16 protein-coding genes are annotated in these 14,477 nt (G+C 71.6%); 5 read left to right on the top strand and 11 right to left on the bottom strand.

Features of this window, described 5'->3' with window-relative positions; translation table 11 throughout:
* Positions 1–10: 10 nt before the first annotated feature.
* The 6 genes from LO762_RS08415 to LO762_RS08440 form a co-directional block, all read right to left on the bottom strand.
* Complete coding sequence (locus LO762_RS08415; RefSeq protein WP_230613797.1) at positions 11–421, bottom strand: VOC family protein; 411 nt, start codon at positions 419–421, stop codon at positions 11–13.
* A 5-nt stretch (positions 422–426) separates the two neighbouring features.
* Positions 427–876 carry a helix-turn-helix transcriptional regulator gene (locus LO762_RS08420; RefSeq protein ID WP_230613798.1) on the bottom strand — a complete coding sequence of 150 codons (450 nt, stop codon included), beginning with the start codon at positions 874–876 and terminating at the stop codon, positions 427–429.
* Between the two features lie 75 nt (positions 877–951).
* Positions 952–2,130, bottom strand: coding sequence for a Dyp-type peroxidase (locus LO762_RS08425; protein WP_230613799.1), 1,179 nt, complete (start codon positions 2,128–2,130; stop codon positions 952–954).
* The gene (locus LO762_RS08430) at positions 2,130–2,654 is read right to left on the bottom strand and encodes a copper chaperone PCu(A)C (RefSeq protein ID WP_230613800.1); all 525 of its coding nucleotides are present in this window, start codon (positions 2,652–2,654) and stop codon (positions 2,130–2,132) included. Before LO762_RS08430 ends, LO762_RS08425 begins: the two co-directional genes overlap by 1 nt.
* A 65-nt stretch (positions 2,655–2,719) precedes the next feature.
* Entirely contained in the window at positions 2,720–4,051 is a 1,332-nt protein-coding gene (locus tag LO762_RS08435) for a PepSY domain-containing protein (protein ID WP_230613801.1), read from the bottom strand.
* Between the two features lie 143 nt (positions 4,052–4,194).
* Complete coding sequence (locus LO762_RS08440; RefSeq protein WP_230613802.1) at positions 4,195–4,569, bottom strand: hypothetical protein; 375 nt, start codon at positions 4,567–4,569, stop codon at positions 4,195–4,197.
* 383 nt (positions 4,570–4,952) lie between these two features.
* On the opposite strand from LO762_RS08440, the gene LO762_RS08445 reads away from it, so the two are divergent.
* The 4 genes from LO762_RS08445 (at position 4,953) to LO762_RS08465 (ending at position 9,029) form a co-directional block, all read left to right on the top strand.
* Entirely contained in the window at positions 4,953–5,741 is a 789-nt protein-coding gene (locus LO762_RS08445) for an SGNH/GDSL hydrolase family protein (protein WP_230613803.1), read from the top strand.
* Positions 5,742–5,869: 128 nt separating this feature from the next.
* Positions 5,870–7,513: an FAD-binding oxidoreductase gene (locus tag LO762_RS08455; RefSeq protein WP_304523632.1), complete on the top strand. Its 1,644-nt coding sequence runs from the start codon at positions 5,870–5,872 to the stop codon at positions 7,511–7,513.
* Positions 7,510–8,148, top strand: a complete 639-nt coding sequence (locus LO762_RS08460; RefSeq protein WP_230613804.1) for a TetR/AcrR family transcriptional regulator — start codon at positions 7,510–7,512, stop codon at positions 8,146–8,148. The genes LO762_RS08455 and LO762_RS08460 overlap by 4 nt, the downstream gene beginning before the upstream one ends.
* A 119-nt stretch (positions 8,149–8,267) precedes the next feature.
* On the top strand, positions 8,268–9,029 hold the full coding sequence (locus LO762_RS08465; RefSeq protein WP_308103698.1) for a hypothetical protein: 762 nt from the start codon (positions 8,268–8,270) through the stop codon (positions 9,027–9,029).
* Positions 9,030–9,041: 12 nt separating this feature from the next.
* Here LO762_RS08465 and LO762_RS08470 read toward each other — a convergent pair whose 3' ends face one another.
* From LO762_RS08470 to LO762_RS08480, 3 genes are all read right to left on the bottom strand, one after another.
* On the bottom strand, positions 9,042–9,236 hold the full coding sequence (locus LO762_RS08470; RefSeq protein WP_230613806.1) for a DUF397 domain-containing protein: 195 nt from the start codon (positions 9,234–9,236) through the stop codon (positions 9,042–9,044).
* Positions 9,237–9,355: 119 nt separating this feature from the next.
* Entirely contained in the window at positions 9,356–9,544 is a 189-nt protein-coding gene (locus LO762_RS08475) for a DUF397 domain-containing protein (RefSeq protein ID WP_230613807.1), read from the bottom strand.
* Positions 9,541–10,410 carry a Scr1 family TA system antitoxin-like transcriptional regulator gene (locus tag LO762_RS08480; RefSeq protein WP_230613808.1) on the bottom strand — a complete coding sequence of 290 codons (870 nt, stop codon included), beginning with the start codon at positions 10,408–10,410 and terminating at the stop codon, positions 9,541–9,543. The genes LO762_RS08475 and LO762_RS08480 overlap by 4 nt, the downstream gene beginning before the upstream one ends.
* A 184-nt stretch (positions 10,411–10,594) precedes the next feature.
* Between LO762_RS08480 and LO762_RS08485 the strand changes: the two genes are divergently transcribed.
* Entirely contained in the window at positions 10,595–11,062 is a 468-nt protein-coding gene (locus LO762_RS08485; protein ID WP_230613809.1) for an ATP-binding protein, read from the top strand.
* A gap of 564 nt (positions 11,063–11,626) precedes the next feature.
* Here LO762_RS08485 and LO762_RS08490 read toward each other — a convergent pair.
* Positions 11,627–11,971 (bottom strand): hypothetical protein, encoded by a 345-nt coding sequence (locus tag LO762_RS08490; RefSeq protein WP_230613810.1) that lies wholly within the window; start codon positions 11,969–11,971, stop codon positions 11,627–11,629.
* Positions 11,961–14,291, bottom strand: coding sequence for an AAA family ATPase (locus LO762_RS08495; RefSeq protein ID WP_230613811.1), 2,331 nt, complete (start codon positions 14,289–14,291; stop codon positions 11,961–11,963). Before LO762_RS08495 ends, LO762_RS08490 begins: the two co-directional genes overlap by 11 nt.
* Positions 14,292–14,477 lie beyond the last annotated feature (186 nt).

Genomic DNA, 14,477 nt, shown 5'->3' on the forward strand with positions numbered 1-14,477 from the left:
GAACGCGCGGTCAGGCCGTCTGCTGGATCCGGATCAGGTTGCCGAACGGGTCGCGGAACGCGCAGTCGCGGACGCCGTACGGCTGGTCGGTCGGCTCCTGGACGACCTCGGCGCCCGCCCCGGCCAGCTTCTCGAACACCCCGTCGAGATCGGGGGTGGCGAGGTTGACCGCGCCGTAGGTGCCCTTGGCCATCAGCTCGGCGATGGTGCGGCGCTCGTCGTCGGTGAGGCCGGGGTAGGCGGCGAGCGGCTGGAGCACGAGCGAGGTGTCCGACTGCCCGGCCGGGCCCACGGTGATCCAGCGCATGCCCTCGTAGCCGACGTCGTTGCGCACCTCAAAGCCGAGGGTGTCGCGGTAGAAGGCGAGGACGGCGTCCGGGTCGTCGTGGGTCAGGAACGTCTGGTGAATGGTGATGTCCATGGGCTTCACGCTAGTTGCGCCTCGGTCTGCGGCGCTTCTCGATTCCTGACCGGTCTGGTCACCTGCTTGGCGACGCACGCGGGCATGCCCTCGGTGGCCTCCACCGCGTCGCGCCGGTAGACGCTGGGCGGCACCCCGACCAGCTCGGTGAACCGGGTGCTGAACGTGCCGAGCGAGGAGCAGCCGACGGCGAAGCAGACCTCGGTGACGCTGAGATCGCCCCGGCGCAGCAGCGCCATCGCCCGCTCGATCCGCCGCGTCATCAGATAGGAGTAGGGCGACTCCCCGTAGGCGATCTTGAACTGGCGGCTCAGATGCCCGGCCGACATGTTCGCGCCGCGCGCCAGGGCCTCGACGTCGAGCGGCCGCGCGTACTCGCGGTCGATCCGGTCGCGGACCCGGCGCAACCTGACGAGATCACGCAGATGCTGCTCATCAGCGGCTTTCCTGCTCACCTCTGCGATGGTGTCACATCTCCGAAAAGATCGCCTATCGGAATTTCGGGCGGGCCGAACCCGCCTGCGGGGGTGCTAGCCGAGCAGGCCCTCCCCCACCCAGCCGTCCGCGCCGCAGCCGGGGGGCAGGGCGAAGACGGCGGAGCCGGTGGCGGTGGTCCAGAGGTTGAGGAGGTCGGCGTCGGCGAGACGGCGCTGGACGGGGGTGAACTGGCGGGCGACGTCGGCCTGGTAGCAGGCGAACAGCAGGCCGGAGTCGACGACGCCGGACGCGGAGAGGCCGTCGTCGTAGTTGTAGCCGCGCCGCAGCATGCGCAGGGCCGGATCGGCGGCGCGGGCCAGCCGGATGTGGGCGGCGTCGTCGATCACGGGGAAGCCGAAGCGGTCGACGGCGTCCAGGTCGGGGTCGTCGTGCTCGGCGCCGCCGGTCAGCGGCGCCCCGTCGGTGATCTTGCGGCCGATCGCGAAGTCCTTGGCGGCCTCATCGGCCTCGTCCCATTTCTCCAGGTCCATCCGGATGCGTCGGAGCACCATGAGGGTGCCGCCGCGCAGCCAGGACGGGCCGTCGGAGATCCACACCGAGGCGTCGAGGTCGGCGGGCTGGACGGTGCCGTCGAGCTGGCCCATGAGGTTGCGCTGGGTGTGCCCGGCGGGCTGCGAGGACGTCGGCCTGCGGAAGCCGCGCTGGGTCCACCTGACGGTGGCGAACGCGCGGGCGTCCTTGGCGACGAGGCGGAGCGCGTGGGCGAGCGTCACGGGGTCGTCCGCGCACAGTTGGATCAGGAGGTCGCCGCCACTCCATTTCTCCTCCAAGGCGTCGCCCTTGAAGGCGGGCAGGGTGGTGAGGGGGCGTTCGTGGTCCAGGCCCCCGGCGGTGAACAGGCCGGGGCCAAAACCGAACGTCACGGTGAGGCGGGCGGGCGGGTCGGCGAGTTCCGGCTGGGCGTCGGCCAGGCCGGGGCGGCCCTCGGTGAGTCGGCGGGCGTCGTCGGTGAGGAGCCGCATCAGCCGTCCGAGGGCCGCCCGGTCGGTGCCGGGGCGCAGGGTGAGGCCGAGGAAGACGGCGTGGGACTGCGGCGGGGTCGCGACGCCCGCCTGGTGCGGGCCGTGGAACGGTTCGGCGGCGGGGGCGGGCCCCGGGGCCGGGCGCGCGTCGCGCCCGGCCGCCAGGTAGCCGCCGGTGGCGGCGAGCGCACCCGCCGCCACCGCCCCGCCCGCGAACAGACCGCGCCGGGTGAGGCCGGGACGGTCCATCAGTGGCCGCCGCCCGGCTCGTAGTCCTCGTTGCCCCCGGCGAACTCCTTGGCCAGCGCGGTGAACTCGATCTTTGTGCCGTCGCCGAGGGTGAGCGTGAACGGCACGTCGGCGCCCGCCTCGATCGGCTCCTTCACGTCCATGAGCATGATGTGGAAGCCGCCCGGCTTGAGGGTGATCGAGCCGCCTGCGGGCACGACGAACCCGCCGTCCCTGGGCTGCATCTTCGTCTGGCCGCCGGTGTCCACGACCTCGTGCAGCTCGACGACGCCGGACGCGGGCGTGGCCGCCGACACGACGGTGATGTCGGCGCCGGAGGTGTTGGCGAGGGTGCCGAACGCGGCGGTCATGCCCTTCTTGACGACCTTCACCCACGGGTCGGTGACGGTGATCTTCGCCTGTGCCTGCGCCTGCGTGGGGGCGGACGCGGACGGGGCGGCGTCGGTGGAGGTGGCCTCCTCTCCGCAGGCCGCCAGAGGCAGCGCGAGGAAGGCGAGGGTGGGGATGATCAGACGCTTGTCCATGCGGAACTCCTTGATGAGAACAGGGGGACGGAAGCCGCCCGTCCGTGGACGGGCGGCACGCACCGTCAGGACGTCGCGGAGCCGCGCCGACGCGCGAGCCCGATGACGACGTCCAGGAGCAGGAAGGCGAAGAGGGTGTAGCCGAAGAGGGGCACCAACCAGGCCGCGCCCAGGGCTCCGGCGGCGAGCAGGGCCAGCAGCCAGCCCGGTGCGCCCCGCCAGGCGCCGCGCGGGATCGGACGGCCGAAGCCGTGCCGTCCGCGCCGCCACCACATCAGGTAGCCCCAGCAGAGCAGGACGATCAGGGCGAGGGCGAGCGCGGCCAGGACGACCTGGTTGGTGAGCCCGAACAGGGAGCCCATGTGGGCGGATATCCCGATCGAGGTGAGTTTGGCCAGTGGCGGGTAGTCCGCGAAGCGGAGGGTGTCGAGAACCTCACCGGTGGCCGGGTCCAGCGCCTTGGAGTCCTGGCGGAGCGGCCACGAGCGGTCGGTCTGCTTGACCACGAACGCCTGGTCGGCCTTGGCCGGGTAGACGGCTTCGACAGGGCCGTCCAGCCCTGCCGAGGCGATGATCCTGTCGACGTCGGTGGGGGCGGGCGTGTGGTCGTGGCCACCCCCGTTGGACGGCCCGTGGTGGCCCGCCGGGGTTCCGGCGAGGCTCGGGGTGACGCCGTTGAGCTTGGTCTGGAGGACGTCGACGCGGGCTCCGGCGTGCGTCGACCAGGTCAGGCCGGTGGCCGAGAGGAACAGCAGCCCGAGCGCTGCCCACAGGCCCACGGTGCCGTGTAGGGAGAGGGTGCGCTTACGTCCCTTGGCCTTCAGGTCGGGGAGGGCGAGGTCGCGGCGGCGGGTGCGCCTGCGGGCGATCCACAGGACGAGCCCGGCGAGCACGACCACCCACAGCCAGGACGCGGCGAGTTCGCTGTACAGGCGGCCGGTCTCACCCAGGTGCAGGTTCCGGTGCGTCTGCGACAGCCAGGCCCGCACCGGAAGCGCCTCGGACGAGCCGTACACCGGAAGCTCGCCCTTCACCTCGCCCCGGTAGGGGTCGACGTAGACGGCGAGGCGCTCGGACTCGCCGAGCCCGTCCGCGTCCATGAGAACGCGGGTCGTCGCGCCGTCCTCGACCGACGGGCGGACGGCGAGGACCTTCGCGTCGGGCCGCGCCGCCTGCGCGATCTCGACCTGGCGCTGGACGGGCAGCCGCTCACCGGCGGCCGGGACACGCAGCTGCTCGGCGTAGATGATCTTCTCGGCCTGCCAGGACCCGGCGTACAGCAGCCCGGTGACAGCGGCGACGAGCAGGAAGGGCGCGACGAGCACACCCGCGTAGAAGTGCAGGCGCAACGCGAGCGCCCGCAGCCCGCCGGTGGCGGACGTCGGGGGCCGGTCCACCGGGGACGGCGGAGCGGAGATGGGGGATTGAACGGACAAAGCAGTACTCCACAGGGCACTCTTCCGACCGCATGGCGTTTCCCGGCCATACGGCCATGGACCTCCGGCGCACACGCCGAAGGCGCGCATCAACAGGGGAATGTCTAGGAAGAGCGCGGCGCGGGCGGACCACGCCGGGAGACCTCGGTACCGACCGCGACAGGCACCGGCACCCACGCGGGCGACGCCACGGGCCCATCGGTGAAGACGATCGCGGGCCGAACAGGCTCAGGCAGCCGAAGCACCCGGGCGGCGAGCCGCCGCACGAGCGAACAGAACAGCTCCTCGCCACGCCGCAGCCACGCCGCCGAGACAAGCGCGACGATCACGTGGCTGAGCAGCATCGTGCCGTGCGTGTGGTCCATCGCGACCATGCCGGACCCGTCCAGCGCCGCAACCGGCGCGGCGGGCGAAAGCTCCCCGAACGCGGTGTGCAGCCCGTACTGCGCCGCGAACGCCAGCGGAAGGATCACCCCCATCCCCCGCTCCCGCCCCGCCAACAAAAAAGCCCCAAACGTCACCACCAGCGCCGCCACCCCCAGCGCCCCCGCCCCAACCAGCCCCCCACCCCCATACCAGTGCGCCCCAGCCGAAATCACCGTGCACACCAAACCAAACCCCGCCGCACGCACCAAGCGCACACCCAAGTCCGGCTCCACCCTCCCATTATGCCGCCCCCTCCCCCACCTCCCGTCAGGGGTAGGCCCACCCGCTCCTGACCGCCACCGCGCACCGGGATCGGTGGGTTGTTTGGGGGCGGTGGGTGGTGGATGGCCGGGATCACGGTGCTGTGGGGGGTTGGGCGTTGGGTTGGGTGGTTAGGATGGGCAACTAGTTGAATAGTCGTAGGGAGGAGTAGGCGATGGTGGGGTTGGCTGGGCGGGACGGGGTGTTGCGGTATGTGGCGGTGGGGGACAGTCAGACGGAGGGGTTGAATGACGGGTCGGAGGGGGTGGGGTATCGGGGGTGGGCGGATCGGTTGGCGGAGCGGCTCGCCGGTGCCGGGCACGACGTGCGGTACGCGAACCTGGCGATTCGGGGGCGGTTGGCCGGGCAGATCCGGGCCGAGCAGGTGGCGCCGGCGCTGGCGTTGAAGCCGGACCTGGTGTCGGTGATGGCGGGGATGAACGACGTGGTGCGTCCCGGTGTCGTCGTGGGCGCGGTGGCGGCGGAGCTTGAGGCGATGTACGCGGCTTTCGCCGGGACGGGCGCGACGGTCCTGACGTTCACGTTCCCCGACGTCGCGCGGATCGCCCCGCTGGTGCGGCACCTGCGGCCGCGCGTGGTCGAGTTCAACGCGCTCATCAGGGAGGCCGCCGCCCGGCACGGCGTGCTCGTCGTCGACACCTTCCACCACGAGATCAGCGTCGACCGGCGCCTCTGGAGCACCGACCGCATCCACGCGACACCCCTGGGCCACGCCCGCATGGCGGCCGCCGCCGCGCACACCCTGAACCTGCCCGACGCCGACGATTGGGCGACGCCCCTGCCTCCTCTTCCCCCAGCCTCCCGGTGGCGGCACGCCGCCGACGAGGCCGCCTGGGTGGCCACCTTCGTGGGCCCCTGGATACTCCGCCGCCTACGCGGCCGCTCCTCCGGCGACAACCGCACCGCGAAGCGCCCGGACCTCCTCCCCCTCCAAGAATCCTGACCACCTTGCTCGGGCCCTAGCTGGTCCATCGGCTACGTGGCCGCTCCTTCGGCGACGGCAGGGAATTGACTCTTGGGTAATTTACCGTAGGGTCAATTTACTGATCGTGGCCTGGGAGGGGTGGGCGGATGGGGACTCGGTCCTGGTGGGGTTGGGGGAAGGTGGGGGACGCCGTCGTCGGGGAGGAGAGGGCGGCGTTGACGGGGCGGGTGGCGGTGGCGTTGCCCGGCGCTGATCTGACGGCGCACGAGGCGCCGCCGTTGGCGGAACTGGGGGTGCCCGAGGCGCGGATCAAGGCGCCGGGGGCGTTGGCCGGGCTGGCTTCGGCCGACGTGACGGACCGGGTGTCGCATGGGCGTGGCCAGGCGTTCCGTGACGTGGTGCGCAACCTGCTCGGGCGGGTGGAGGACGTGCCGGATCTTGTGTTGCGGCCCCGGACGGAACAGGACGTCCAGGACATCATGGAGTGGTGCGGGGAGGCCGGGATCGCACTGATCCCGTATGGGGGCGGCACGTCCGTGGTGGGCGGGGTGGAGCCGCGTGGGGTTGAGGGCTACGCCGGGACGGTTTCGCTTGATCTAGGACGGCTTGACCAGATCGTCGAGGTGGACCGGACGAGTCGGGCGGCACGCGTCCAGGCGGGCATTCTCGGTCCGGCGTTGGAGGCGGGGTTGCGGCCCGAAGGGTTGACGCTGCGGCACTTCCCGCAGTCGTTCGAGTTCTCCACGCTCGGCGGCTGGCTCGCGACCCGCGCGGGCGGGCACTACGCCACCGTTTACACGCATATAGACGACATGGTGGAGTCGCTGCGGGTGGTGACCCCGGTCGGCGTCAGCGAGTCGCGGCGGCTGCCGGGATCGGGCGCGGGCCCCTCCCCCGACCGGCTGTTCCTCGGCTCCGAGGGCGTTCTCGGCGTCATCACCGAGGCGTGGATGCGGCTCCAGGACCGGCCGCGCTGGCGGTCCGGCGCGTCGATGCTGTTCGCCGACTACGACCGCGCCGTCACCGCGACACGGGAGATCGCCCAGTCCGGGCTCTTCCCGGCGAACTGCCGACTACTCGACCCGATGGAGGCGTTCCTCAACGCGGGGACGGACAGCCCCGGCGGCGTCCTCGTCCTCGGGTTCGAGTCGGCCGACCACCCCGTCGACGAGCCGATGCGCCGGACCGCCGAGATCTGCCGCGACCACGGCGGGCACGCCCCGGACGGGATCGCCTCCACCTCCGACGCCGACGAGGCCGCCGCCCGTCCCGGCGCGGCCGACCGGTGGCGCGCCGCGTTCCTGCGGATGCCCTACCAGCGGGACGCGCTCGCCGCCCAGTCCATGATCGTCGAGACGTTCGAGACCGCCTGCACCTGGGACCGGTTCGACGCCCTACGCGCCTCCATCCTCACCGCCGCCTCGGCCGCGTTCGCCGCGACGGGCGTCACCGGCGTGGTGACGTGCCGGTTCACCCACGTCTACCCCGACGGGCCCGCGCCCTACTTCGGCGTCTACGCGGCCGGTACCTGGGGACGGACCGTCGAGCAGTGGGACGAGATCAAGAGCGCGGTCTCGGAGGCGATCGCAGGCTCCGGGGCCACCATCACGCACCACCACGCCGTCGGACGCGACCACCGCCCTTGGTACGACCGCCAACGTCCCGAGCCTTTCGCCGTCGCACTACGCGCCGCCAAATCCGCGCTCGACCCGCACGGCATCCTGAACCCGGGTGTCCTCATCGACCCCGAGCCGTCCAGGAGCGGCGTCGCGGGGACGGGACGTCCGTGACCAGCACGAGCAACGCGGGCAGGGCCGGTACCAAGGGTGTGCCGCGTGAGGAGCGGGAGCGGCAGATCCTCGACATCGCCACCGTCGAGTTCGGCTCGCGCGGGTACGCGTACGCGTCCCTCAGCGGCATCGCCGCCACAGCCGGAGTGTCAAAGCCCCTCATCTACACCTATTTCGGTTCCCGGGACGGTCTGCACGCCGCGTGCGTCCACCGGGCCGGGACGCGTCTCGTGGAGGCCGTCGCCGCCGCCCAGCGCGTCCCGGGCGTCGCGAACCGCGCGCTGGCGACGCTGTCCGCGATCTTCCACGCCCTGGACGGCGACACCGAGAACTGGAAACTCATCTACGACTCGACGCTGCCCCCCGAGTCGGACGCCCACGCCGTCGCCCGCACCTACCAGAACGCCCTCAACACCATGGGTTCCGAAGGCGTCGCCGCCGCCCTGGCCGCCACCACCACCGACCCCACCGACCACTCCCTCCTCCTGGCCCTCTGGTTCAACACCATCACCACCACCATCACCTGGTGGACCACCCACCCCACCGAAACCCCCGAATCCATGACAACCCGCTCCCGTCGCTTCCTCACGGCCCTCCAACAATCCCCACCGCCATCCCCACCCGATATCGACTGACCGCCCCCAACAACTGAACCCGAGGAATCGCCCGCCAACAGATTCCCCAGCTCAGCCCCCACGTCCCCGGTATACAAGGGGACTCTCACCTGTTGTGACCGGGGGATGACTTACGGATAATCGGGGCGTCGGGGCGGGTTGTCGGGGTGGACATCGACCCCGAGGTCGCGCGGGAGGCCGGGCGGCGGGTCAAGAGTGCCGGGTACAGCGCGACGGTGGTGGCCGGTGACGGGGCGCGGGGGTGGTCGGCGGGCGGGCCGTACGACCGCGTCCAGGTCAGCTACGCCGTCTCCGGGATTCGGGCGGACTGGCTTCGGCAGACGCGACCGGGCGGGGTGATCGTCGCGCCGTGGCGGAGCGGCTTCGTGAACCACGGCGCGGTGGTGCGGCTGGAGGTGGACGGGGACGGAAACGCGAGCGGAAGGTTCACCCGGCCCGCCGAGTTCATGCGGGACCGGCGGGACCGCGCCACGGTGGACCACAACGACTACGTCCCCACGGGGAGCGACGGATGGCCCACCGGCACCCTGGAGTCCAGGACGCGCCTGACGAGGGAGGACGCGCGGGACAGGACCGCCGAGTTCGTCGCCGGGCTGCTGGTGCCCGACGTCGTCTCCACGACGGCCCGGCACGGCGAGCTGCTCACGAGGTGGCTCTACTCGCGGACGGACCGCTCGTGGGCGGCCGTCGTGTGGCCGGACGACGGCGAGGGCCACGTCTTCCAGGGCGGCGGCCCACGCCGTCTGTGGGACGAGATCGAGCGCGCGTTCCACCGGTGGCACCACGCCGCCCACCCACCCCTCACCGACCTCGGCCTCACCATCACCCCGAACGGCACCGCCCTCTGGCTCCACCACCCCAGCCACCCGGCCCAGCCCTAGCCACAGACGGGGTCAGGGGCGAGGGCGGGTCGCCCTGACGGTGGTGAGGAGGGTACGGAAGGCCGGGGTGGGGACCGAAAGGTGGCCGCGCGTCGGGTGCTTGGAGTCGCGCAGACCGATCCGCGAGGACCCTAGTCCGGATACCTCGACGCAGTCGTCTCCGCTGCCGTCGCTGTAACTGGACTTCCGCCAGGCCAGGGGAGTCACGACGTCTCGTCTCCTTGGACTTGGGTGCTCGGCAGGGTGAGGAGAGTGCGGGAGGCGGGGTGTTTCCTAAGTAGGTGGAAACAGCGGGGTGGGTCGACGCTTCGGGCGGCGGGTTAGGGTCAGGGGTGGGTGGCCCTGACGGTGCTGAGGAGAGCGCGGAAGGAGGGGGCGGGGAGCGAGAGGTGGCCGCGCGTCGGGTGCTTCGAGTCACGCAGACCGATGCGGGTCTTGTCCAAGCTGGCGACTTCGACACAGTCCTGTCCCTGGGCGTCGCTGTAGCTGGACTTTCGCCAGATCGGCAGTGTCATGCAAGTTTCTCCATGTACTCGTGGATCAATGCTCGCGAGTCGTTCTCGGCGAGCGCCTTGTACCCCAGAATCTCATGACGCCGCACGAAAGGTGACACCAACTGCGGGTCGGAGATGAGGCGACCCCCGATCGCCGCTTCGGCGCTCACGATCGGCAACTCACCGGTGAACATCATGATCTTGAACTGGCCCTGGTAGCCCTGGTGCATCACTCCGTTCTTCGGAACGATCCCGATGCCGACGTTCGGAAGCTCGGAGACTTCGAGGAGGCGCGCGAGCTGCGCGCGCATCATCCCCCGATCCCCCGCCTCACGGTCGATGGCGTCTTCACTGATGAGGGCGGAGATGTAAGGGGCGGTCGGCTCGGTGCGCGTGAGGATCTCCTGCCGCCTCACGCGCCTCGCGACTAGAGCAGGGATGTCCCCCGGCTGGTCCATCGCTCGGAAGACCGCAGTGGCGTACTCCTCGGTCTGGAAAAGTCCGGGAATGTAGAAAGCATCCCAGCTCTTCATCATCTCCGCGCGGGCCTCCTGCTCCTCCCGGTCCTCTCGGTACCAGTCTTCGGTGGGTTGTTTGTCGGCTTGGAGGACGAGGGCTTCGAAGCGTTGGAAGGTGAAGCCTTCGGGGGGGTCGTAGCCCAGGATTTGTGGCATGCGTTCGGTGACGGCGGCGTCCAGCAGGCGGGCCTGGTCGAGTTTGAGGGACAGGGTGCCGTGTTCGATCTTGGAGATCGCCGTCTTTCCGACGTAGATGAGGCTGCCGAATTCGGTGCCGGTCATGCCTAGCATCCAGCGGAGATGGCGCACCTCGGCGGCGATGAGCCACCTCAGGTGGACCTTCGGGTCGTTGCGGTGTTCGTTGTCCATGGTGCGCTCCCCTGCGTTCCCCTCGCGTTGCCGACATCTGTGAAACTGTGGACACGGTACGTCGCGGACGCCAGGCTGTCAGCAGATTTCGACCATCTGGCAACCCGGGAAACTGTGGGAACTGTTCGATAGCATTCGCCACCAATTGCCCGATTTGCCCGCAATGAGAATAGTGAGGAAGAGCATGGCAGCTGGGGCGATGGACGTGGTGCCGGACCAGGTCGCGTACTCGGAATACGTGATCGGATTTCCGGCGGAGAAGCGGAGCGTCGCCATGGTGCGCACCATGGTCAGAGCGGCGTGCCGGTCCTGGCGGGTGCCCGACGAGGCGGCCGAGCGGATGGAGCTGCTCGCGTCCGAGGTCGTCACCAACGCCGTCCGGGTCAGCGACGGGGAGATCCTGCAGGCCAGGGTCCGCCGCGTCCTCTCGAACCTGTACTTCGACTGCGAGGACAGCCACCCGGACGTCCCCGTCATCCCCACGATGCCCGACCCGACGAACCCCAACGGCCGCGGCCTGGCCCTCATCGACCTCCTGGCCCGCGCCCACGGCTGGCACCGCCTCCCCACCCGCCGCGCCAAAACCTTCTGGTTCCTCCTCTCCCCCGACCCCGACCCCGACCCCGACCCCCACTCCCCCACCGACCGCTGACCCCGCCCCCACCCGAACAACGCCACCGCACCGCCACACGGCCCCGCCCGACAAACTCCAGTTCAGGGCCAGACCCAAAGTTGACTACCATCCCGGCAACACACACGGCGAACCGACGCCACAAAAGCCCACCACCGCCCGGAGGCCCACCGCCATCCACGTCTCTCCCAACACCAGGTTCCCGTGGTTCCTTTCCTTCGACACCCCGAGCCTTCCCGAGACCAGGTCGGAAAGCACGCGACGCCCGAACAAGGCCCGGAAGCACTACTCACGACCCGCGCCGGTCCGCCAGAAACAACCAGTCCAAAAAGCATCCGCGAGGTCAGCGCGCATTGGTACCGCAGGGAATTCCCCTGCGCCGTGCCGGGGGGTGGCCGGGCGGTTCTGGGGTGGTCAAGGGTTCGGGGGCTGAGCGATCCGTCGGCGGCGATGGCGAAGCCGGACACCGTCCTCGGGAACTCGTTGGCGACGTGCTGGGCGGTTGGTCCACCGAGACGGTGACGCCGACGATCTTGTCCGACAGCAGCCCGGCCACATAGATAATGGGCCGCTGGTCGTTCGGGGTCAGGGGGGAGGTTTGAGGGGTAGCGGCAGGAGGGAAAGGAGTTCGTGGTGCCAGTGGTGGAGTTCGTGGACGGTGGGGGAAAGTTCGTAGGAGTGGTAGTGGCAGGCTTGGCTTAGTTGGCTCCAGAGGCTGTGGAGGCGGGCGGCGGTGGAGGGGGCGGTGTAGGCGGTGAGGCAGAGGAGTTGGGTGCGCATGGGGGCGCGCGGCAGGGTCGGCAGGGCGGCGCGGAGCCAGAAGGCGTCGACCTCGTGTTCCAGGGCCAGGCGGAGTAGGAACGCGACGGTGCGTGTCTGGCCCGGCTTGTTGAGGAGGCCGACGGCTACGGGAAGGAGGTCACCAGTCACGGCGCACCGTCCGGGCGGCGCGGGCGACCAGGGTGATGGCGCCGAGCAGGTCGCCGCCGGAGTGCGTCCCGTGCACGCCCCGGTTGCAGAAGGCGATCGCGGCCTTCACCTCCGTGGGGACCTCGGCGTTGAAGTCCTCGCGCGGCCGGTTCTCGCCGAACAGGGCGAGCGAGGCGATCTCGGTGAGGGAGCGGCTCGCCCGGACCCGCGCGTCCACGGCCGAGTGGGCCCAGCCCCGCTCCAGGAGCTTGCGCCGGACGACCTGCACGCAGGCCGCCTCCAGCGCCGTCCGGCACAGCCCGGCGACGACGGTGGCCGCCGTCTGCTGCGGCAGGTCCACGCTCGCCGCGACGGCCCGCGCGTCCGCCAGGGCCCGCGCGACCTCGTCCTCGACCGGACGCACCGTCACCGCCGAGCGTTCCCCGCGCGTCACCTCCAGGACGGTCGCGGGCAGCCGGAGGCGGGCGACGGCGTCACGGAGCCGTGTGTCGTGGGTGAAGACGACGACCTGCCGGTGCCGGGCCACCGAGTCCAGCACCATCGCGAGCCCGTCGACCTTCGCGGGGTCCATCGACTGGACGGGGTCGTCGATGAGCACAAACCCGAAGGGCGTCCGGGCCGCCATGACGCGGGGCAGGAACAGCGCGAGGGCGAGGGAGTGCAGCTCACCCTGGCTCATCACGCCGAGCGCCGATGTCTCGCTCCCGTCGACGGTGACGTCGAGCTCCACCCGTTTCATCGTGCCGGTTCCGGCCAGCGTGACGGGCCCGAGCGACACGTTGCTCTCCTGCCGCAGCCGCTCCCAGATCGCGGACGCCGTCTCGGCCATCGGCCGGAGCTCCTCGGTGCGCAGCGTGTTCGCGGCCTTGGTCAGCCAGGCGCGGGCCGCCTTCAGGCGGGCCAGGAGCGGCGCGGACTCCTGTACCGCGTGTTCGCGCGCCGTCCACGCGGCGAGGCGGAGCGCGAGGGGACGCCACCTGTCGTCGAGCGCGGTGAGTTGGGCCTCGGCGGTCTCAGCGGCGCCGACGCACGCCCGGACGAGCGGCGCGGCGTGCGCGTCGAGGTGGTCGGCGAGCGGCCCGGCCTTGCCGAGCGACAGGCCGGCGGCCCACTCCTTCCAGACCGCGAGCAGGTCGGGCGGGAGGTCGGCGGGCGGCTGGGCGATCAGCGCGTGGGCGGCGGCGACGGCCTCGGCGACGCGGTTCCGGTGCGCGATCGTCTCGGCTGTCCGCGCGCGCAGGGCGGCGAGTTCGGCGCGGGTCTCGTGCGCCCACGCCTCGTCCAGGTGCGTCTCCGCGCGGCAGACGGGGCAGCGGTCGGCGCCCTGGTGCGCGAGGGCGCGTTCCAGGAGGTCGGCGAGCCGCACCTCGTCCGCGCCGATGGACGGCGGCGGCGCGGCGGCCACCGCGCGCAGCTCCCGGACGGCGGCGGCGACGGCCGCGAGGTCGGGCGGCGTCAGCACGGCGAGCCTGCGCAGCGGCGCGAGGTCGCCGGTCGGGCCGCCCGCCGTGGCGAGTTCGGCGAGCGCGGCGACGTCGGGTTTCCGCGCCCGCAGCAGGTCGAGCGCCCGTTCGGCCCGGGGGTCGGCGAGGTCCGCGAGGTCGGCGAGCAGCGCCGTCCTGTCGCGGGCGGACTCCTTGGCCGTCGCCTCCAGGGCCTTGCGGTCGCCGTCCAGCGCCGCCTCGGTCGCGGCGAGCCGCTCCAGGCCGAGGATGCCGGCGATCGCGTCGTGCATGTCCTTCGGCTTGCCGGTGAGGATCTTGCCGAGTTCGGAGTACGACAGGAACGGGCGGCAGACCGTCAGGTCCTCACCCCATCCGAGGCCGTCCAGCCCGGCCGAGATCTCCTCGCCGTCCACGACCTCCACGACCGAGCCGTCGACGGACGTGCCCGGCCAGGTTCGGCGGACGCGCACCGGCTCGGGCCGTCCGTCGAACCTCAGCTCCACGGTGACGGCCGGGGCGCCCTCGGCGTGCAGGTTGCGCCACCCGCCGCGCCACACCGCCGGCAGGTCGCGCCACCGGGCGTTCGTGCCGGTCAGCGCGATCTCCGCGCCCTCGGCGAAGCTCGACTTCCCCGACCCGTTCCGCCCGACGACGAGGGTCAGCCCCGGCTCCGGCCGCAGCGACACCGTGGCCTCCCGCCCGATGCCACGGAATCCGGCGACGGTGATCGACCCCAGATAGGCCCGTGCGACGCCGTCCCCGTGACGGCCGCCCTCCTCCCCCCGCGCGTCGAACGCCGCGAGGATCAGCGCCGCGACGTCCGCGTCCAACCCCGCCCCGTCAAGCCGCTCGACCAGCACGTCCCGCAGCGACATCCGCACTCTCCCGCCGGTCCCGAACCTCACCCGAGACTCTCAAACTACCGACCACCGCTCCCCGCGCGCTCCCGCTTTCGCCGACGGGCGAAGGACACACGCCTCCGCCCGCCGGTGTCCTCCCATCGGGGCCGACCGGCCGACCGCGCGACCGCGCGGAACGTCGTCGAGCCCGCCCCCACGGGC

It is taken from the genome of Actinocorallia sp. API 0066 (assembly GCF_020991275.1).
Classification (GTDB): Bacteria; Actinomycetota; Actinomycetes; order Streptosporangiales; family Streptosporangiaceae; genus Actinocorallia.